The sequence below is a fragment of the Peribacillus sp. P4_D6 genome (assembly GCF_056401795.1).
This window is the reverse complement of record NZ_JBFUIQ010000008.1, coordinates 36,080-54,728: the sequence shown is the minus strand read 5'-3', so window position 1 is coordinate 54,728 and position 18,649 is coordinate 36,080. Positions and strand designations below refer to the sequence as shown.

The window sequence follows — 18,649 nt, the reverse complement described above, 5'->3', positions numbered from 1 at the left end:
CAGCAATCATTTGAAAACCGCTTAAAGAATGGTTTCGCCATTCACCGTGACACCGCTCAGGCTTACGTTCTTACCGTTAAGTCCCGATAAATCCAAATCACCCTCTACTGTAACCTCTGAAAAAGTAAAATCATCCGGAGGAGTTCCCGTTAATGTAAGATTCCCTTTAACCACTGCATGTTCCAATGAAGCAATATCCGCGATATCCACAACTACATTGCCTTCATGTGTTTTTGGCGCATCAGCCGTTCCGCCAAAGTCTTTAGCCAATACCACAGTCGGATCTGTATGGCTTCCCGCCACATCCTTGATGCGTCCTTCGATGCTTGGATCGACAGTTTTCAGCCCGCTTACATAATCACGTAAATTCTCCCAATCAGCGAGTCCGATATCCGTAACTCTTCCTTCTTCATAAGCCTTCTTGAAAACGGTGAATCCATCTCCGCCCTTGGCTGTAAAAGCATTGGTCGCCACGACATATTCCTTCGCTGGATCCAATTCGGAATATGTTCCATCTTGTCCAAGGACTTCTGCCTTTGTCACACGATTGCCTGCTTCCTTCGAAGTGTCGTAGCTGAATCTCATTCCGGAAACATGCAGGAAGCCGCCATTTTCCTTAGGGGCGAGGCTTACACTATGCTCTAATGCTTCATTGATTTCTGCACCCGTAAGCTTCATCGTCGCTAACGTATTCCCAAACGGCAAAACGGTGAGGATTTCCCCTAAAGTGATTTCACCTTGATCGATGCCAGCGCGGATTCCCCCGCCATTTTGGAATGCGATTGCCGTATCCTTATTGAATTCCTTCGCTTTACTAAGCATTCCATCCGTAATTAAATTACCCAGTTCCGTTTCATTTTTGCGGACGCTCGGCTTGGTTGCATCCCCTGCATCACGCGGTGTTTCCAAGGCCTTCACAGCTGTTGCACCTGTCTTCGTTTCCTTCAGTTCCTTAATCTTCGAGGAATAGGTTTCGAGCACTTTTGCCGCTTCGGCATCATCCTGTTTTTCAGAAAGCTTAATCAGCTGACCGGCTTGTCCGACAATCTTGCCTTGCTTATCGAATTCCACATCGATCGTTCCTAAATAGTCGCTATATTGATACCCTTGGACGATGACAGTCGGCTCTTTCGTTTTGCCTTTATCATCTTTGTCGACAACAACGGGGGCGTCCAACTGCGTATGGCTATGTCCGCCCACGATCACATCGATGCCCTTGACCTTGGCAGCTARTGTCAAATCATTGTCATAGGCTGCATTGTCATCGTAACCGATATGGGATACGGCAACGATCTTATTGACCCCCATGCCTTTGAAGGCCTTGACCGCCTTTTCGGCTTCTTCTAGATAGTTTTCGAATTCTATACTTCCTGGGCTTGAAATATCTTTCGTCTCTTCAGTTGTAAGCCCGAAGAACCCTACCTTTTGGCCATCCACTTGTTTTATGATGCCATTGTATATCTTCCCTTGCTCCGGCTTACTTGAAATCAGGTCCGAGAATAGTCCCTTGAACTTATCATCTTTGGAGAAGTCCACATTGGAACTGACAAACGGGAACTTTGCCCCTTTGATGAAGTCAGCCAAAGCTTGATGACCTTCGGCGCTGGAACCCAAATCAAACTCATGATTCCCGAATGTCATGACGTCATATTTCATTAAATTCATGAAGCGAAGATCCGCTTGCCCTTTCAATTCATTAAAATAGAGAGTTCCCGAGAATACATCACCTGCATCAACTAAAAGAGCTTGCGGCTTATTCTTACGCACTTCCTTAACAGCCGTCACCCTTTTGGCCACATTATCCAAGTGGGCATGCGTGTCATTCGTATGCATCAAGGAAAGCGTGATCGCTTTCGCAGGATTTTTCAAAGCTTCTTCAGCGGCAGCGACTTTCTTATCCGCCAATGCCATTTTCGAAAGGAATTCCTTTCGGTCCGACTCCTTGATTCCATTTAAATGAATCGCTGCTTTCGCTTTTTTAGCCGCGTTTATCTGTTCTTTCGTTTTAAGTTCCCCATTGGCAAGAGCTACATAGGCATTGACCCGCTTTGCCACTTCTTTTTTCTTTTCTGCATATACCGCCTCATCATACTTACCTTTCACTTCTTTAACATAGGCGTGTATGCCTTTTCCGAGCTTGGATGTTTTGCTGACCTTCTTCAATTGCGAAGAAACGGTTTGCATGCGCTTATCCGCGGTCTTCAAATCACCTTTCTTCACCCAGTAAGCAGCTTTTTCATAGTAGTATGGAACTTTCAGGTCACCGTTCAAAGCTGTTTTGGTCGCTTTAGTGAATTTATCGTATAGGAGCTTTTCGATTTTCGCACCGTAAACCGTATCTTTAATATCCTTATCTGCCTTTTTCACGGCTTTATCCAGTGCCTCKTATTGATTCCTGATATCAATGGATTTCTTGGCAAGTATCGAATTCGTAAGGTTGCCAATCGATTTGCCATGTGCAGCTTTTGCTTTCTCAGCCGCTTTATATCCTTTTACATAACCTTCCGAACGAGTAATGTACTTATCATAAGCTTCGATTTCTTTGTATTTGGCATCTTTTTCTTTTTTGCTTAACATTGATTTTTTAATGGTAGAGTTGATGTCTTTTTTTGCTTGTTTTGCAGACTTGATTTGTTTTTCAATAGTGGACACTGAAGCGAGTTTAGAAGTGTAGAAATAGGTATCGAATGGTTTTTTGATGGCGGCCTTGGCCGTTTTGATTTTACTATTCAGGCTAGTGGCAGCATCCGATGGTACCGGCGCTACTGCTACGATCGTTGTCGCAGCCATTATGGTAGCTGAAGCAATTTTTACGATTTTCTTTTTCCCCATTATCGTAATCCCCCCATTAGTTCTATACTGGCATAACATTCTGCTAACTTATCCATATAATTGACACGCTTTTCCAAAAACTGAATTCCGACAAATTTACTTACCCATACACAAATCCACCCTACTTTTTTCCTCTAAAGATTCGTGTATCTCCTATATTACAACAAAATAATCCAATTTTAAAACAAATTTACAATACCACACCGAATATTAACAGAATATTTTCATTATAGTCACCCTAAAATACCTAGTAACAGATAGATGATATATCAAAAAAACGATTCACTAGTAAAATAGCATCAGTTTTGGTCGGTATCACCCTTGGCCTTTATACCTAATTTAACCAAAAATAAAAAAGAGAGAGATTTTGCTCTCTCTCTGACTGTACATAAATTCGAAGAAAAGCGAGTTTGCCTGCGGTTTTTTCAAAGAACATTCCAGCTGATTTCAGAAACCCGCTCCCTTTCCGCCGACTGGCCGCCAAGCCTCATCGACTCAAGCGGCTGTGGGGTCTTGCTAGCCAGATATTCGGCAGGAGTGTCGTAAATTTCTTCCATCCAATGAGGGGTACTGAAAAACAACATTAAGGATACTAGTTTACTTATAAAATCCTGGTTCGGGATGAGACTATTCCGAACCTCTAATAGTAGACAAATTCTAAGAAAGCCAGTTTGCTTACAGTTTTTTTCAAGGAACGTTCCAGTTGATTYCAGAAAYCCGCTCCCTTTCCGCCGACTGGCTGCCAAGCCTCCTCGACTCAGGCGACTCCGGGGTCTCGGCTAGCCAGTATTTCGGCAGGAGTGTCGCAGATTTCTTCCATCCAATGAGGATTATAGTAAAAAAACATTAAGGATATTCTAGTCTTCTTTTAAATTCATGGTTCGGGGCGAGAGCAATTCACAACTCCTTTTGCCGGAAAATTGGCGGAACCGCCAGACTGTAGACGAATTGGAGAAGAAGAGCCAGTTTTCCTAAAATATTTCTAAAAAGAGAAGTTTCCAGTTGATTGGAACGTAAGGTGCGAGACTCCTGCGGGAAAAGCGTGGCCAATGGAGACCCCGCAGGCGAGCGCCGAGGAGGCTCCCGGACCGCCCGCGGAAAGCGAGTGCCTGGAGTGTAAATCATTACACATACCCCCTTTCGGAAATCCGCTCCCTTTCCGCCGACTTTCTGCCAATCCATATCAAAGCAAGCGTCTCCGGGGTCTTGGTTAGCCAGTTATTCGGCAGGAGTTTCGCAAATTTCTTCCATCAATGTGGGTTATAGGAAATTGGCGTATTGCGAGAATCAAGAGACGCCTTGGTGCAGGATGGACGAATCCTCCAAGGGTTTCTTACAGTGGATAAGTAGGTACATTTCTATATTAGTAGGGGAAGGTTAAATATAGTTTATAGACATTGTGAAATATTGCACTTCAAGTAATTGGGCTTGAAGAAGACTAAATAAAAAGAGCCGATTCTGTAAGAAAACCAGAAAATCCCCAACAGGCAGACCATACCAACAGTCAATCCATTGGGGATTTGCTAAGATATATTAACAGAACTACATTACTTTTTAAGTTGGATAATATAAGATCATGCTTAATCGAGTTATTGTATCCCCTGAATTATGGTAGGCATGCGGTCTGTCAGCCTTGAACCTGATAGAATCACCATTCCTGACCGTATATTCTTCGTTATTTACACGTACTGTCACTTCCCCTTCAAAAACAGTTATGTACTCTTCTGTTCCTTCCCTATGCGAATCGGAACTTAGGAATCCACCTTTTTCTATCTCGACTGAATATACTTCAAAGCGCTTCTCATCCTCAAAGGGAAAGTGGGGATAAACTCGATATTTGCCGTTATCTTCAGATAATGATTGAATTTCACTTTTTAAAACAATTTTTGTATCCGGCTGCGGACTATTTATCAGTGAAGAAAATGAAATCTTTAATCCATTGGCTATTTTCCAAATCGTTGTAATCGTAGGGCTTGATCCTCCCCTTTCTATTTGTCCAATCATCGTTTTGCTTACTCCAGTCAATTCTGCAACCTTTTCAAGACTTAATTTCTTACTTTCCCTGATGACTTTTAAATTGTTAGCAATAATAAAATTTATTTCTTCCATATAAATGCTCCTTATTTACAATATAACGTCGGCATTGTACAATAAAAAGGAAATCGTTATAGTGTCATTTTTGGTCATTATAGCATACAAAGGGGAGTCAACCATGCCATTACTATCTTTTTTGCTATTTGTTTTTGTTACAAGTTTCACTCCGGGTCCAAATAACATCATGGCCATGTTATTTGCGAACAAGTACGGGTTAAAAAAGACGATTAAATTTTGTTTCGGAGTAGGTGCCGGTTTTTTTGTAATCATGTTATTGTGCAGTTATTTTAATGTTTTGCTTGAAAATTTCATACCAAAGATTGAATTTATCATGACAATCCTTGGTGCAATTTACATGCTGTATCTGGCCATAAAAATCATTTCCAGTTCAACTAAAGCGAAGGACGATAATGATGACAAGAACAATAGTTTTATAGCAGGCATGCTTTTACAATTCATAAATCCAAAAGGAATCTTATATGGCATCACGGCAATATCGACCTTCATCCTACCTTATTACTCTTCAAATTTCAGCTTACTATTCTTTTCATTATTTCTGGCTTTCGTTGGTTTTATGAGTACGTTCTGCTGGAGTATGTTCGGTTCTGTTTTTCAAACGTTTTTATCAAAGTATAGAAGTCAGTTTAATGTAATCATGGCTTTGTTATTAGTGTATAGTGCCATTTCGATTCTTACACACTAAAAAGGGTAAGGGTGCAAACCTTCATTAAAAAGGATTGCTGAGTTGTAAATTTCGAACGTTCATTTCCACTCCAGGCACTCGCTTTCCGCGGGCGGTCCGCCCCCGGTGCCTTTGTGCCTGTGGGAACCCCCTTGGAAGCGCCTTTCCCGCAGGAGTCTCGAAAACCAGCTCCAATCAACTTTTTTAAAAATTTTGATGGAACCTACTCAAATCTTCCCCCTGCATTAAAGGGTTAAGTTCCCTTCGAATATTGTGACGGCATGTCCGGAAAGTTTAACTGTGTCTTCCGTTACTTCAACTTTCAACAGTCCGCCTCTTTCCGATGCCTGATAAGCTATAAAAATACTTTTGTCCAGCTTGCTTTTCCAATAGGGTCCCAGACAGCAATGGGCCGAGCCCGTTACTTGATCTTCGTCAAGGCCTTGGGCAGGGGAAAAGAAACGTGAAACGAAATCATATTCATTGTTATCGGATTGACTCGTCACGATGACGCCCCGAACCGGCACTTGGGCAATGGAGTCTATATCCGGCTTTAAATTCCTTACGATTTCCTCTGATTGAACTTCGACTAGAAGATCCCATTTGTTGTGCCCAACATACGCAGGCATAACTCCTAAAGCTTTTATCAGTAAATCAGGGGCAGCGGTCTCCTTCTCCCTTAATGACGGAAATTCCAACTGAACCATCCCATCAACAAATTTTGCAGTGAGAAGCCCGCTTTTCGTCTGATAGGCAATCGGCTGATTCCTTGGCACGTATCCTTTATCCCATAAAAAGAAAGAGCTTGCCAGCGTCCCATGTCCACAAATCGGGATTTCAATAGAAGGTGTGAACCATCGCAGCTTCCATTCACCATTATGAGGTTGAATAAAAGCGGTAACAGGCATATTAATCTCTTTAGCTATTCTCTGCATCCACTCGCTGTCACTTTCCCCGGTAAGAAGGCAGACTGCAGCAGGGTTTCCATTAAAAGGTTGATCTGTAAACGTATTTATAATGGTTAGTTCCATAAAATGTGCCTCCGGTAAGTGATATTCTAGTCTCCTAATTCCACAATGAGGAGCCCTTTTCCTTTTTTGAATGACCATTCCCTTGGTTTTTTAAAGAGTTCTCATTAATATGAAAAGGACCACCATATGGCGTCCTCGATTAAGTCCCTTTATCTACTCAGGTTCCAGACGATTTTAAACGTTGTCATAAAAAACCGGTAATTCTTGTAGTGCATTTCGAAATCACTAAAATAGACAGCTTTATAAAAAAAGCTGCCCATCACTATATCAATTATGTGATCTACCTTGCCGTAACAAAACACCCTACAGTTTCCGTACAATGAATGTATCCCCAAGCAGTTCCCAATTCTGGGGGAACGGATAACCAAGTACCCAATAACTGATACCCCTTGACCTGTAAATCTTCACCAGATCGAATTTGGCTTTGGCACTGCGTGCGTCCTCAAACCAAACTTCATGTGTGCGTCCCTGATTATCTTTGTACCTATAATAAGGGGATTGGGCTGTCTCGTCATATTTTATTTCTGCATTATATTGGACGGCGCGCCTGATGGCTTCCTGCATGTCGAAAGTCTCTGCTTCCTGTCCCTCTTCATGAGGAATAAGCCAGTCCCGTGCATAAATTTGAAATCCTATGAAGATTTTATTTGTTGGTATCACCGTTACGGCATAGTCAAGGACACGCTTTATTTCATTAATGGGAGAGATTGCCTGCGGCGGCCCCTTTCGGTAACCCCATTCATATGTCATCAGCACCACGAAGTCGAGCAGCCGTCCGTGAACTGGATAATCATGTGCCTCAACTAATGGCCCCTTTTGATTGGCGCTAGTTTTTGGGGCAAGGGAGGATGACACAAAGTAACCCTCAGGATGCAATCGTTCCACCGCTCTTTGGAGAAAGCGATTATAGAAATCACGGTCCTCTGGTCTTACACTTTCAAAATCGATATTCAATCCACGGTATCCTTTATCTTTCATCGTTTTTATGACGTTGGTTAATAATGTTTCCACTAAACTTAAATCGGAAAGTATCGTATGGGCAAGCTGAGTTCCCGCTTCCGTCGCGGAAAAATTCGTTATGCACATCATGGGTATGACGCCAGTCGACTGTGCCGCCCGGATCGTCGGGATGTCATCTATGACTTCTAAGCTGCCATCTTGCCTCATTCTATAACCAAATGGACTTACGTAGGTCAAATCGTGGGCTACTTCACGTACCTGCTCCGCACCGGCTTGCCCGTAAACGTTTGTAAAACCATTTACTTCAATGATGGGTTTTGGTTTCTGGGGAATCCTTATTATCCGTCCGATATGGATATTGGACGGATCTGTAATCCTGTTCATCTGCATAATGGCCTGAACTGTCGTTCCATAACGTCTCGCTATATCATAAAGGGTGTCTCGTTCCCTTACGGTATGATAAATAACCGGGATGGTTAGTCTCTGCCCTGGATAGATAGCGGAAGGATTTGTGATGCGATTCGATTGCATGATTTCCTGTACCGTAATTCCAAACTGATTTGCGATATTATTTAGAGTATCCCCTTGCTGAACCCTGTACTGAAGATAAGGTTCAGGAATCAAAAGAGCTAGGCCAATCACCAGCTTATCTGGATTTTCAAGGCCATTGATCCGAACAATCCGGTTGATACTGACACCATACTGCTGGGAAATTCCCCACAAAGAATCCCCCCTATTCACCACATGGATTTTCACATGCACAGCCCCGCTTTCCTTTAAAATATCCCTTTCATTTTATTCCCTGGATAGCCCTAATATGTTTTTTGCGTTCAACACTCATTAAATGAATGTATTCATAAGCCTGTAAAGGATATAGGGAAAAAAATAATAATGGCAGCTATCAATTCCAGGGAATGTATGGAGGGCGTCCATGTATTTTAAATGAGACTGCAGGCATGATAATACGATTTTTAGAGGGGGATTTTGAAGCCTAAGTAATCCAGAAGAGAACTATTATTCAGAGGGAAAGGATTCATTTAAGATTCAAAGCTTATGAGCATGAAAGAATTTCAGCATTGGCCTATTCCATGGATTGCAGTGTTAGTTTAGCAGCAACTATGCCGCTGATTGCTGGTATTAGAAATCGAGACGTCTCTACACAAATGGTGGATTCAGAGGTAATTCGTTTACCTGATCCGGGAAGGCTTAAAAGTTTAAAGATGACTCAGAAATACATTTCAAAACTGAATGACGAGCACATTTCACTTTTTCTCTAATTCCATATGTTGGGCATGAAGTAGTGAATACTACAAAAACGCTTCATGAAAAAGTGAATCTTTGGATAGATGATAATATAAAAAATATTGATTAGAATTATATGGAGAATAATAAGTCAAAACGGGTGAGGAGGAATGAGCATGAAAATGTTTAAAATGAGTGCTGTGGCATTGGTCGCTGCGTTGTTGTTCCCTTCTTCTACATTTGCAAGTGGCTGGGATTACTTAGGAGAACAATCTCTTTATTCTAATGGTGCTGAAAGTGATCAGTTTGCCTCTACTGGTGGTGATTATAAGATTTGTCGGGATTCTTACGTGGGTCCAGCTGGTAAGTTAAAAGTTGAATTATGGGAGTATGATCCTGACAGTTATAATGATTATGTAGGGGTAAGATATTTAGATCGAGGCCAATGTGGCATTTTCCGGGGTATTGGTAACTTTGTTGATGGAGGAAATGAAGCAGAATTTTTTGCGAAATCAAGGACTAACAGTGATATGCATTTAATCTTTTATGATTAATTCACTAACTGAATGAAAAAAAGACCTGAGATTGATTCGTAAATGCTAAAGGATATTCTTCTAGAATGAGTGCGTAAACACCTTAATATGACTGCTAATATATATAGGGTTTTTTAGGCTGATGTATTTCCACTTCAGCCTTTTCTTATGCAGGAAAATAACTACTTGATTTATCTAAATGGAAAGTGTCATAACTTAAAGGTTGGTAGAAGAAAGAGCATAAGGAAGAACTGTCCCCAACTAAGTTGTTGAAATAGGCAAAGCCTAGTGTTTTTGTGGGTACATGAAAACTCCCCTAATAAAACCATCACTGTCCCTTTCATGTCCCCCTATTTTATTAATTTTACTTTTTCATTGTTTTTTTCGATGAAACTTAGCGATAGTGTACGCAGTTACACCAAAATAAACCACTTGTAGCCAAGGGGTTTATTGTCTTTCACTTTTATGGCTTAGGGACTCCTAAAACTCCTAAAGTTCCAGTATGACTAATTGTTTTTGTTTTAGTTGATGCGAAAGTAGAAATTAATGGAGTTTCATCTGAATTAACACTTCAAGATATACACCCGCTTCCCCTGCCTTATTTTCGACTCATAAGCAACAAAAATAAGGGGTGTGTACCTCTCTATTAAATATCATTTCAAACACTTCACAAAGAGCGTAAAACGCCTTAAATAACCCGTTTTTAAGTGCGGTTACCTCGGTCTAAAACTGGATTGGTATGGTATAATAATAGAAGGTATACTGTGCTTTTAGGAGGTGAACGAATGACGATCAGCAGCATCATATTGGTGGTGGCGGCAGTGTTTATCGGCGCCTTGATGCGGACGATGTTCGGGTTCGGTGAAGCAATTGTCAGCATGCCTCTGCTTGCCTTACTTCACATTCCGCTTAATACTTCGGTTTCCCTGATTGGATTGGCTGGTCTTACCGTCGCTTCACTAACCGTCGTTAGCGGATGGCGGCATATCGAACGCTCCGTTTTAATCAGACTGGCGGCTTCAACGGTCATCGGCATACCAGCCGGCCTGGCTTTGCTCCATTACGCACCTTCTTTGATCATTACTTCTGCACTCGGTGTTTTTTTGATTGCATATGGAGGATATTCTCTTCTAAAGCAAAAACTTTTTCAGACTGTGGATAAACCATTACTTAACTCGAAGCGCTGGGTATGGCCGTTCGGTTTTGCCTCAGGAGCCCTTGGCAGCGCCTATAACTTTAACGGGGTTCCGGTCGTCGTCTATGGAACTTTGCGAAGGTGGAATCCAGATCGATTCCGCGGAACATTGCAAGCCCATTTCCTGATATCCGGGATCCTGGTCGTGACGGGTCATGCGCTAAGCGGACTATGGACAGCCGATTCACTTATTCTTTACGCTTATTCCATTCCAGCTATATTACTTGCGACAGGTCTCGGAATCTTCATGAATAAGCGAATTCCCGCGAAGAAATTCGAAAGTTATTTATTCTTCATCATCATTGCACTAGGTGTACTATTATTGATTCCCCATGACTGATAACCAATAAAAGCCTGATTTCTAAACAAAGAAATCAGGCTTTAGTCTGAAGACAATTTGCAACAATAATAGAATCATAGTCGAACCATCAACCGCGGATATCCCGTTTGTTATATCCGAGAAAGCCTGCAGCAAGTAATAAGATAGCTATGATTGTAAGCATAGATACTTTCATAAAGTCCATATCTTCAACAGGAAGCTTCGGAATATGGCCGAACGGTGTTAGTTTTCCCATCCATTCCGGGAATTGAAGCATTCCCCCTAAATAAACGACTAAGATTGAATAGGTCAAGTAAAGCCAAGTCAAGCCGGATAATTTTGGTGCAAATCCAGTAAACAGCACGGCTATACCAATCATGATCCACATCGCAGGCAGGTAGACCATCGCTGCACTAAATATAGTGCCGAAAGCAACCCCTTCATCCATCACGGAATTCCCGACTGCCCAAAGACCGATGTCAGCAAGCGCAAGCATGAGAAAACCGCCAATAACGGAGATGATAAGATAGCTGCCCATAAGCAAACAAATTCATGAAGATTTTTATCAATATTTAATGAAGGAATATACTTCCGGAGTCAATTAATGGAAAAAATATATACAGAAAAGGCCCTGCCCCGCTTTATCGATCTGTTTAACCAGGGGAAGGAACAAGGATATGTTGATCCGAACTTATCTAATGAAGCGATTTTATTTTATATAAAAGCAATGAATGAATATATCCAACGGGAAGAGGTTTATCAAAGCATCCTGCCTTTGACTGAGGATATTATGAGGATTTTGTTTTATGGGATCGTTGGGGAAAAAGAGAAATGAATTTAAGAAAAAACGGTGTGAATCGATATCTCCCATTCACACCGTAAAATCTTATTTAAGAATTTTCCTGCACTTTTTAAGTCAATGTTAATAATTTGGCTGAAGTGTAATTATATTTCTCGATTGATAAATCAAAAACGGCTCCCGCTTTTAAAAAGACCGTACTTTCAACGATTAAAGTCGGATCACCTGGCTGCAAGTCCAAAAGCCTGGCATCATTGTCATTAAGTTTTTCACACGAAATGATTTTATCCGCAAACCCGATATTCAACTTCAAATCCTCGACTATATATTCATAAATGGAACCATTTGCGATTTCTTTATTTATGATGGGAATGATATCTTTATTGAAAAAGGACTCTTCTATTACAATGGGTTGACCATTTAAGTATCTAACCCTTTTCAGGTTATAGATTTTGGTTTTTACATTGCATTTCATTCGTTTGGCCAATTCCTCATCGGCTTCTATTAATTCTAATTTCAACACTTTACTTTTCATTTCATCATTTGGAAACACTTTGGTTAAGCCACCCATATCCCTCATCGAAATGCAGCCCGGTCTGGTAAATTCCCTAAGGAATATGCCGCTTCCTTGAACTTGATAGATATACCCCTGCTCAACCAATATGTTGATTGCTTTTCTAATGGTGTTCCTGCTGACATCGAACTTCTTCATCAACTCTTCTTCAGTAGGCAACTTAGTATTTAATGTATATTTTCCATCTAATATTTCTTTCTCCATTTGTTCTACGACCATTCTATACTTTACAACCATATTTCCATATACCTTCCTCTATACATAATGATTTAGAACAATAACTTAGAATGAATGATAGGTTTTCTTTACAATAGTTTATTTTATAACGATTGTAAAGAAACCTCTGTTACTTTCAGACTGCTGACAAATCCGAAGAGAAGCCTAAAGTTTTTTCGAGAAAACATTCCAGCTGATTCCAGAAATCCGCTCCCTTTCCGCCGACTGTCTGCCAAGCCTCCTCGGCGTAAGCGCCTGTGGGGTCTCGGCTAGACAGTATTTCGGCAGGAGTGTCGCATATTTCTTCCATCCAATAAGGATTACAAGTGAATAACTCAAAGGATAAACTAGTCTAAAACTAGATTCCGAATAGACCAGCCTACAGTTTTTTCTAGAAAACATTCCAGTTGAGGTACGAGACTCCTGCGGGAAAAGCGTGGCCAAGGGAGACCCCGCAGGCGATGCCGAGGGCGGACAGCCCTCGGAAACCGAGTGCCTGGAGTGGAAATCTAAAAAAAGAGACATCCCATCGATTAACGATAGGATGTCTCCAAATCTATTGAATATCATTTTGCCCTTGCCCCAAACATGCAGTTGTTCAAAGATCCTTCATCCTCTTTAATGTGTAAACAAAATATTCCCAGTTGTTTATGGTCGAAGGGATGCTTAAGTGTTCTTCAGGTGTATGTACGGAAAACATATCCGGTCCGATTGAGACAGTATCCAACCCTGGTATCTTATCTATGAATACCCCACATTCGATCCCTGCATGCACAGCGATGATTTCAATTTCTTCATGATATTTTTCATTGTATGTCTCTTCAAATAGTTTCTTGAGTTTCGAATCAGGATTATAGGGCCATTCCGGATAATCCGCGTCGACCAATAGCTCGCACCCAAGCATGCCGGCAATCGCTTTTGCCTGCGTGACCATATTATATTTGATGCTTTTGACCGAACTCCTGATTTCACTTTCGAATATCATTTCCGCTTCATTCGTTGTAACGACCCCTAGATTCGTGGAACTTTCGACTAACCCTTCTATTCCCATGCTCATTCCTTGAACGCCATGAGGGATTATCAGTAAKGAGGTAATGGCTTTAGTCACMGTCTCTTTGGAAAAAACGTTTGAAGAAATCGTTTCAATTTTTTCAAACCTAATTGATATCTCAGGGTCGGAAGATTGCAATTCTTTTTTAAAAGTATCCTCCCATTTCTGGAGTCTCTCCGTTATCTTCTGAACATCTTTAACATAAATCAGTACAGTCGCATCCGCTTCACGAGGGATTGCATTCCCTTTCAGGCCCCCGTTGATTTGCTGGATGCAGCAAGGGAAGTCTGTCGTTAATTCATGTAATACTCTGCCCAAAAGTTTATTGGAGTTCCCTCTTTCCTTATGAATGGACATACCGGAGTGTCCGCCCTTCAACCCTTTAATCCTGATGCTATAAGATACAGCATCAACAAAGGAAGCTGATTCCCATCCGATTGACAGGATCTGCCGCACACGTATTCCTCCAGCAGAGCTGACCAGCAGCTTCCCATCTTCCTCCGAATCGATATTGATCATCATTTTTCCCTTGAAGTGAGCCGGATCCACGGCAAGTGCACCGTTCATTGTCGTTTCTTCTTCAGTCGTTATGACTATTTCAAGAGAGGGATGCGGAATATCATTCGCATCCAATAATGCCAAAGCATAAGCAACAGCAATTCCATTATCCGCCCCCAATGTTGTATCCGTTGCATACAACATGTCTCCCACAATCCTTAATTGAAGCGGATCCTTCTCAAAATCATGAACCGTTCCCTTGTTCTTTTCGCAAACCATATCCATATGCCCCTGGATAATGACTGTAGGTGCACTCTCATATCCAATTGTGGCAGGTTTTTTGATAATCACATTCAGCGCCTCATCCTGAATCACCTCAAGGTACCTATCCTTAGCGAAGCGAACCAGATAATCACTGATCGCTTTTTCATTAGCCGATCCTCTCGGGATTTTGGAAATCGCTGCAAAATAGTGAAACACCGGATGGCTCGATAATTCTTCTAACGTACTATACATGGAAATACACCCTTTCATTTAACTATTTTTAAAGCCTCTCATCCTTTTACTTTTCCAGAACGGAACACTACGACTTTCTTGAACAAAGGATACAGAATGTACCCCAGGTAAACACCAATCATATTCAGGATCAGGTCATCAACATCCAAACTTCCTCGCCGAAAAACAAACTGACAGATTTCGATGCTCGAAATCGAAAGTAATGGATAAATGAATTTCCTTTTAGCGGAGGGCTCTTGCCCTTCCCTGGACAACAAATACAGACCAAATGGAATGAACAGCCCCACATTGGCGCTAAGGTTATAAAATGACACAAGCCCGTTCGTTTCGTTCGATAAATAGGAAAGCATCGTAGAAAAAGGAATCAAATTATATGAATATACCTGCCCTTCTGGCCGAAAGAACAGCAAAACCAATAATGATAAACTGTAGCCAAACAATACTGCCTGCCCTAAAAGGCGCGGAACTCTGACCGTTTCACCTCGAAAATAAAGAACCGCAAAAGAAACGAAAAGAAGGATACAAAACCAGACAACCATGATCACTAAAGGATTCAAATAGAGTAGAAGCTGAAGGAATAAAGGCAAACCGCACAAAAACAATGCTTGCGACAGCAAAAGGGAAAGCATGACCGATTTTAGAGACATATAACTCCCCCCCTTCTATTTCTTTCCAAATCATTGCATATCCTTATATCCTAGGACAACTTTAACAGTCCGTCAACAAACTGAAGAGTAAAAACCTGCCATTTAGAAAACTGTCAGTATGCTCGTCATGGGTCATTTTTTTCAAGGCTAATGGCATTGCTTGGAATGATTCATTCGCATGTTTCAGTCCTCTCCCCCTATTCTCATTCCACTTCAACCATGATTTGCGTCAGGTAATTTTCATACCCCTTTACTGCGACTTCATCCAAGATGTATTCTTCGTATGCAAACGATTTGAGGTTCAAGTTTTCACTCTTCATGAATTGTAAGATTCTTTCGTACGTTTCGGAGATATTTTTATAACTGCCTTTATGATAGGCAACAACATAGAGTCCCTTCGGTTTTGAATAGAAGGTGGATGCTGGGTGCTTTTCCATGACTTTCGTGTACAAAAAGGAATAGTCATCATGATTCCCTTCGATGATGTTTTCTTTACTAATCATGGTCCCGATCGGGAATCCTGTGTAAAATTCATTTTCATTACAGAAGTCAATGAAGTCAGAAGTAGCTTTTAAGAATTCAGCATCAGAAGAGTTCAGGATGGATTCACTAAGGAAGAGCTGTTCTTCCTCCTGAAGTTTCAAGGTGATTTGAGAGTCATCCATACAAATCGCTTTTTCAGTGAAGGATATTTTCGTTTCAATGATTTTCTGCACTCTGTGAAGGTTCTTTATCTTTTTTTCTAATTCTATGGTCTTTTCTTTGAAAAGCTCAATCAGTTCCATAGGTGACCTGTTGGTAAGAAACCATTTGATCTCTTTCAAAGGCATATTGAATTCTTTTAAAAGCGCGATGACCGAAAAAACTTCAAATTGTTGATAGGAATAATACCGATAGCCCTTTTCGTTTTTTATATCGGGAGTGAGAAGCCCAATCTCATCATAATGAATGAGCGTTTGTTTTTTTACATTGCATAATTTGGCGAATTCGCCAGTAGTGAAATATTTGCCTACATTTCCATCGGGCATTACGATCTCTCCTCTTGACTATATGGTAACCATATACCTTAGGGTATTTATATATCATGATAACAAAGCGGATAACCAAGTGCGAAATGAGGAAGGAAAATAACTGATGAAGACCAAAATAAATGAAGTCTCGAAAGAAAATGTAACGGATATTTTGAAATTGCGAATAAACGAAAAGCAAAAGGCTTACATTGAAACGACTGAACAATGTTTAAAAGACGCTAAGGAATGTAAATATTACAGGCCAGTTGGGCTCTATTATGATGATATCTTGGTCGGCTTTGCGATGTATGGATTTTTCCCTGGGGAAGGCGAAAATGGCAGAGTGTGGTTAGACCGCTTTTTCATTGACGCTGCACATCAGGGTTTCGGGCTTGGAAGTATCATGTTGGAGGCTTTAATAAAAAGAATAATAGAGGTATATGATTGTCCTGAAATCTATTTAAGCATAGTTGAAGATAATCAGGCTGCCCTTCATTTGTATAGGAAATTCGGCTTTGCATTCAATGGCGAATCAGATTATAACAATGAAAGGCTCATGGTCAAAAAGGTGTAAGTATCAAAATCCCTTTCAACTAAAAGTATCCAGTAAAAAAAGCCGCTTCCTCACTTTCCAGGAATCCGGCTTCTTTTGTTAAGTTGTTGTTGATTTCATAGTGCACGGTATTTTTTTAAACTAATGATATTGATGGTGATAAAAACGATGGCAAAGGCCAGGAGAATGAGCAGATCCAGTAAGACCTCATTGAACGTGAAACCTTTGTACATAATGCCATTCATGGCATCCGATGCGTAATAGAGAGGCATGACCTTGCCGATTTTTTGGAGCCAGTCTGACATGCCATCCAATGGGAAAATCCCTGTAAAGAAGACTTGCGGCACGATGACCAACGGAATGAATTGTACCATTTGGAATTCGGATGTCGCGAAACTCGATAGTAATGTACCAAGGGATAATGCAACGAGCGCGACCAGTATATTCGTCAGTAAAACGAGCCAAATGGAGCCAACAAGGACGATATCCAATACATTGACAGCATATAGCACGACAATTATGGTTTGAATTAGAGCAAATAAGCCATATCCGATCACATAGCCCGCTACGATTTCGTATCTTTTAATCGGTGTGGCAAGCAGCCGTTCCAACGTACCACTTGTACGCTCTTTCAAAAGCGCAATCCCCGCTATTAAAAATACAAAGAAGAAAACGAAAAAGCTTACGAGCATCGGACTGAATGTATCAAACCCCTTTGTGTTGGCGTCTCCGTAAACATATTTCTCCTCAATTGAAGGAGTGTTTTTTTCATTCCCTTGCAAGCCTTGCATCATTTGCATTTGAACGGCCTTTGCCCGGGTCGGTTCGTCGTTCAAAAGTGTGAGTTTCATTTTCCCATTTTCAACATGAAGCCAGCCATCCGTATCCTTTTCAATCATCTTTTCCTGTGAGAATTCCTCAGCAGCCGTCACTTGAAAATCCGCTTTTTTCAATGCTTTAACGATCGTTTCATCACTGCCTGTAACAACGATTTTCAAATCACTTGCCTCTGTATCGAAAATAAAATACATGAGCGTTAAAATGAGCAATGGAGCCAGGAAAAATAAAGCGAGCGTCCTTCGATCCCGGCGCATCTGCTGGGTAATACGAGTAACAAGAGAGGCAATTCTCATTTTAGGCCGCCTCCAATCCTTAAAAAAACATCATCAAGCGTTTCCGCGGCAAATTGAGTTTTTAAAGCTGCAGGGGTTCCTGCCGCGATGATTTCACCTTCACGCAGCATCGCCAGTTTATCGCATCGTTCCGCTTCATCCATCACATGCGTCGTGATGATGATCGTCTTATCATCTTCATTCCTTAAACGTTCAAGTTCCTCCCAAATCGATTGTTTCAGCAAAGGGTCTATTCCTACTGTCGGTTCATCCAATATGAGAATCTCCGGATTTTGGATGAGTGCAACCGCAAGTGAAAGACGGCGTTTCATTCCCCCTGAATAATGGGCAACCCGAACGTTCAAATCATTCGTCAGCTGTACGATTTCAGCTGCATATTGAATGCGTTCCCTTCGTTCCTTTTTCGAAAAACGGTATAGCTTCGCAAAAAATTCGAGGTTTTCAGCTCCCGTCAATTCTGTATATAAAGCATCGGACTGTGCCATATAGCCGACATCCATTAACAGGGATTCATTTGGCACTTCATGATCCAGAACCGTGACTTTACCCGCATCGGGTTTAATTAATCCGACAATCATTTTAATCAAGGTAGTCTTTCCGCATCCGGATGGACCTAGCAAACCAAAAATTCCACTTTTTTCAATATTCAGGCTCATTGGCTGAATGACCTTCTTCTGCTGAAAACCCTTAGCAATTCCATCAATGGAAATCGCATTTTTCATTGCACACACATCCTCCCTCTTTAATTAACACGGTGTTGAGTG

The 18,649-nt window shown here is 41.2% G+C and carries 17 protein-coding genes; 5 read left to right on the top strand and 12 right to left on the bottom strand.

From position 1 onward, the window contains the following. Window positions 1-21: 21 nt before the first annotated feature. The 3 genes from AC1DVB_RS05075 to AC1DVB_RS05065 form a co-directional block, all read right to left on the bottom strand. The gene (locus AC1DVB_RS05075) at window positions 22-2,832 is read right to left on the bottom strand and encodes a bifunctional metallophosphatase/5'-nucleotidase (protein ID WP_477588399.1); all 2,811 of its coding nucleotides are present in this window, start codon (window positions 2,830-2,832) and stop codon (window positions 22-24) included. A gap of 425 nt (window positions 2,833-3,257) precedes the next feature. Further along, on the bottom strand, window positions 3,258-3,578 hold the full coding sequence (locus AC1DVB_RS05070; protein WP_477588397.1) for a hypothetical protein: 321 nt from the start codon (window positions 3,576-3,578) through the stop codon (window positions 3,258-3,260). Between the two features lie 808 nt (window positions 3,579-4,386). After that, complete coding sequence (locus tag AC1DVB_RS05065) at window positions 4,387-4,941, bottom strand: helix-turn-helix domain-containing protein (protein ID WP_477588395.1); 555 nt, start codon at window positions 4,939-4,941, stop codon at window positions 4,387-4,389. 103 nt (window positions 4,942-5,044) lie between these two features. On the opposite strand from AC1DVB_RS05065, the gene AC1DVB_RS05060 reads away from it, so the two are divergent. Next, window positions 5,045-5,629: a LysE family transporter gene (locus AC1DVB_RS05060; protein WP_328118117.1), complete on the top strand. Its 585-nt coding sequence runs from the start codon at window positions 5,045-5,047 to the stop codon at window positions 5,627-5,629. Between the two features lie 224 nt (window positions 5,630-5,853). Here AC1DVB_RS05060 and AC1DVB_RS05055 read toward each other — a convergent pair whose 3' ends face one another. Both AC1DVB_RS05055 and AC1DVB_RS05050 read right to left on the bottom strand, forming a co-directional pair. Continuing rightward, window positions 5,854-6,639: a PhzF family phenazine biosynthesis protein gene (locus AC1DVB_RS05055; RefSeq protein WP_477588393.1), complete on the bottom strand. Its 786-nt coding sequence runs from the start codon at window positions 6,637-6,639 to the stop codon at window positions 5,854-5,856. A 303-nt stretch (window positions 6,640-6,942) separates the two neighbouring features. Then, window positions 6,943-8,355: a glycoside hydrolase family 18 protein gene (locus AC1DVB_RS05050; RefSeq protein ID WP_477588391.1), complete on the bottom strand. Its 1,413-nt coding sequence runs from the start codon at window positions 8,353-8,355 to the stop codon at window positions 6,943-6,945. Between the two features lie 662 nt (window positions 8,356-9,017). Between AC1DVB_RS05050 and AC1DVB_RS05045 the strand changes: the two genes are divergently transcribed. Both AC1DVB_RS05045 and AC1DVB_RS05040 read left to right on the top strand, forming a co-directional pair. Beyond that, window positions 9,018-9,395, top strand: a complete 378-nt coding sequence (locus AC1DVB_RS05045; RefSeq protein ID WP_095395134.1) for a hypothetical protein — start codon at window positions 9,018-9,020, stop codon at window positions 9,393-9,395. Window positions 9,396-10,159: 764 nt separating this feature from the next. Then, the gene (locus AC1DVB_RS05040) at window positions 10,160-10,909 is read left to right on the top strand and encodes a sulfite exporter TauE/SafE family protein (protein ID WP_413004223.1); all 750 of its coding nucleotides are present in this window, start codon (window positions 10,160-10,162) and stop codon (window positions 10,907-10,909) included. 88 nt (window positions 10,910-10,997) lie between these two features. On the opposite strand, the gene AC1DVB_RS05035 is transcribed toward AC1DVB_RS05040, so the two are convergent. Continuing rightward, window positions 10,998-11,426 carry a hypothetical protein gene (locus AC1DVB_RS05035; protein ID WP_454861845.1) on the bottom strand — a complete coding sequence of 143 codons (429 nt, stop codon included), beginning with the start codon at window positions 11,424-11,426 and terminating at the stop codon, window positions 10,998-11,000. A gap of 66 nt (window positions 11,427-11,492) precedes the next feature. On the opposite strand from AC1DVB_RS05035, the gene AC1DVB_RS05030 reads away from it, so the two are divergent. Continuing rightward, window positions 11,493-11,723, top strand: coding sequence for a hypothetical protein (locus AC1DVB_RS05030; protein ID WP_413004219.1), 231 nt, complete (start codon window positions 11,493-11,495; stop codon window positions 11,721-11,723). 76 nt (window positions 11,724-11,799) lie between these two features. On the opposite strand, the gene AC1DVB_RS05025 is transcribed toward AC1DVB_RS05030, so the two are convergent. From AC1DVB_RS05025 to AC1DVB_RS05010, 4 genes are all read right to left on the bottom strand, one after another. Continuing rightward, window positions 11,800-12,498, bottom strand: a complete 699-nt coding sequence (locus tag AC1DVB_RS05025) for a GntR family transcriptional regulator (RefSeq protein WP_413004217.1) — start codon at window positions 12,496-12,498, stop codon at window positions 11,800-11,802. Window positions 12,499-13,075: 577 nt separating this feature from the next. Then, on the bottom strand, window positions 13,076-14,542 hold the full coding sequence (locus AC1DVB_RS05020; protein WP_454861846.1) for an aminoacyl-histidine dipeptidase: 1,467 nt from the start codon (window positions 14,540-14,542) through the stop codon (window positions 13,076-13,078). Between the two features lie 38 nt (window positions 14,543-14,580). Beyond that, entirely contained in the window at window positions 14,581-15,189 is a 609-nt protein-coding gene (locus AC1DVB_RS05015; RefSeq protein ID WP_477588387.1) for a VanZ family protein, read from the bottom strand. Window positions 15,190-15,392: 203 nt separating this feature from the next. Continuing rightward, on the bottom strand, window positions 15,393-16,217 hold the full coding sequence (locus AC1DVB_RS05010) for a MerR family transcriptional regulator (RefSeq protein ID WP_454861848.1): 825 nt from the start codon (window positions 16,215-16,217) through the stop codon (window positions 15,393-15,395). A gap of 106 nt (window positions 16,218-16,323) precedes the next feature. Here AC1DVB_RS05010 and AC1DVB_RS05005 point away from each other — a divergent pair, with 106 nt between their 5' ends. Beyond that, a complete protein-coding gene (locus AC1DVB_RS05005) occupies window positions 16,324-16,773 on the top strand; it encodes a GNAT family N-acetyltransferase (protein ID WP_454861849.1) in 450 nt (149 codons plus the stop codon). Between the two features lie 95 nt (window positions 16,774-16,868). On the opposite strand, the gene AC1DVB_RS05000 is transcribed toward AC1DVB_RS05005, so the two are convergent. Together AC1DVB_RS05000 and AC1DVB_RS04995 are read right to left on the bottom strand one after the other, a co-directional pair. Beyond that, window positions 16,869-17,885, bottom strand: a complete 1,017-nt coding sequence (locus AC1DVB_RS05000) for an ABC transporter permease (protein ID WP_057279102.1) — start codon at window positions 17,883-17,885, stop codon at window positions 16,869-16,871. Continuing rightward, window positions 17,882-18,607 (bottom strand): ABC transporter ATP-binding protein, encoded by a 726-nt coding sequence (locus tag AC1DVB_RS04995; protein WP_057279103.1) that lies wholly within the window; start codon window positions 18,605-18,607, stop codon window positions 17,882-17,884. Before AC1DVB_RS04995 ends, AC1DVB_RS05000 begins: the two co-directional genes overlap by 4 nt. Window positions 18,608-18,649 lie beyond the last annotated feature (42 nt).

What these genes read in the sequence shown, in the direction of transcription:
- AC1DVB_RS05065 (WP_477588395.1), bottom strand. Translation starts at nt 4,941, where the DNA reads ATGGAAGAAATAAATTTTATTATTGCTAACAATTTAAAAGTCATCAGG.
- AC1DVB_RS05060 (WP_328118117.1), top strand. Translation starts at nt 5,045, where the DNA reads ATGCCATTACTATCTTTTTTGCTATTTGTTTTTGTTACAAGTTTCACT.
- AC1DVB_RS05055 (WP_477588393.1), bottom strand. Translation starts at nt 6,639, where the DNA reads ATGGAACTAACCATTATAAATACGTTTACAGATCAACCTTTTAATGGA.
- AC1DVB_RS05045 (WP_095395134.1), top strand. Translation starts at nt 9,018, where the DNA reads ATGAAAATGTTTAAAATGAGTGCTGTGGCATTGGTCGCTGCGTTGTTG.
- AC1DVB_RS05040 (WP_413004223.1), top strand. Translation starts at nt 10,160, where the DNA reads ATGACGATCAGCAGCATCATATTGGTGGTGGCGGCAGTGTTTATCGGC.
- AC1DVB_RS05035 (WP_454861845.1), bottom strand. Translation starts at nt 11,426, where the DNA reads ATGGGCAGCTATCTTATCATCTCCGTTATTGGCGGTTTTCTCATGCTT.
- AC1DVB_RS05030 (WP_413004219.1), top strand. Translation starts at nt 11,493, where the DNA reads ATGGAAAAAATATATACAGAAAAGGCCCTGCCCCGCTTTATCGATCTG.
- AC1DVB_RS05025 (WP_413004217.1), bottom strand. Translation starts at nt 12,498, where the DNA reads ATGGTTGTAAAGTATAGAATGGTCGTAGAACAAATGGAGAAAGAAATA.
- AC1DVB_RS05015 (WP_477588387.1), bottom strand. Translation starts at nt 15,189, where the DNA reads ATGTCTCTAAAATCGGTCATGCTTTCCCTTTTGCTGTCGCAAGCATTG.
- AC1DVB_RS05010 (WP_454861848.1), bottom strand. Translation starts at nt 16,217, where the DNA reads ATGCCCGATGGAAATGTAGGCAAATATTTCACTACTGGCGAATTCGCC.
- AC1DVB_RS05005 (WP_454861849.1), top strand. Translation starts at nt 16,324, where the DNA reads ATGAAGACCAAAATAAATGAAGTCTCGAAAGAAAATGTAACGGATATT.
- AC1DVB_RS05000 (WP_057279102.1), bottom strand. Translation starts at nt 17,885, where the DNA reads ATGAGAATTGCCTCTCTTGTTACTCGTATTACCCAGCAGATGCGCCGG.
- AC1DVB_RS04995 (WP_057279103.1), bottom strand. Translation starts at nt 18,607, where the DNA reads ATGAAAAATGCGATTTCCATTGATGGAATTGCTAAGGGTTTTCAGCAG.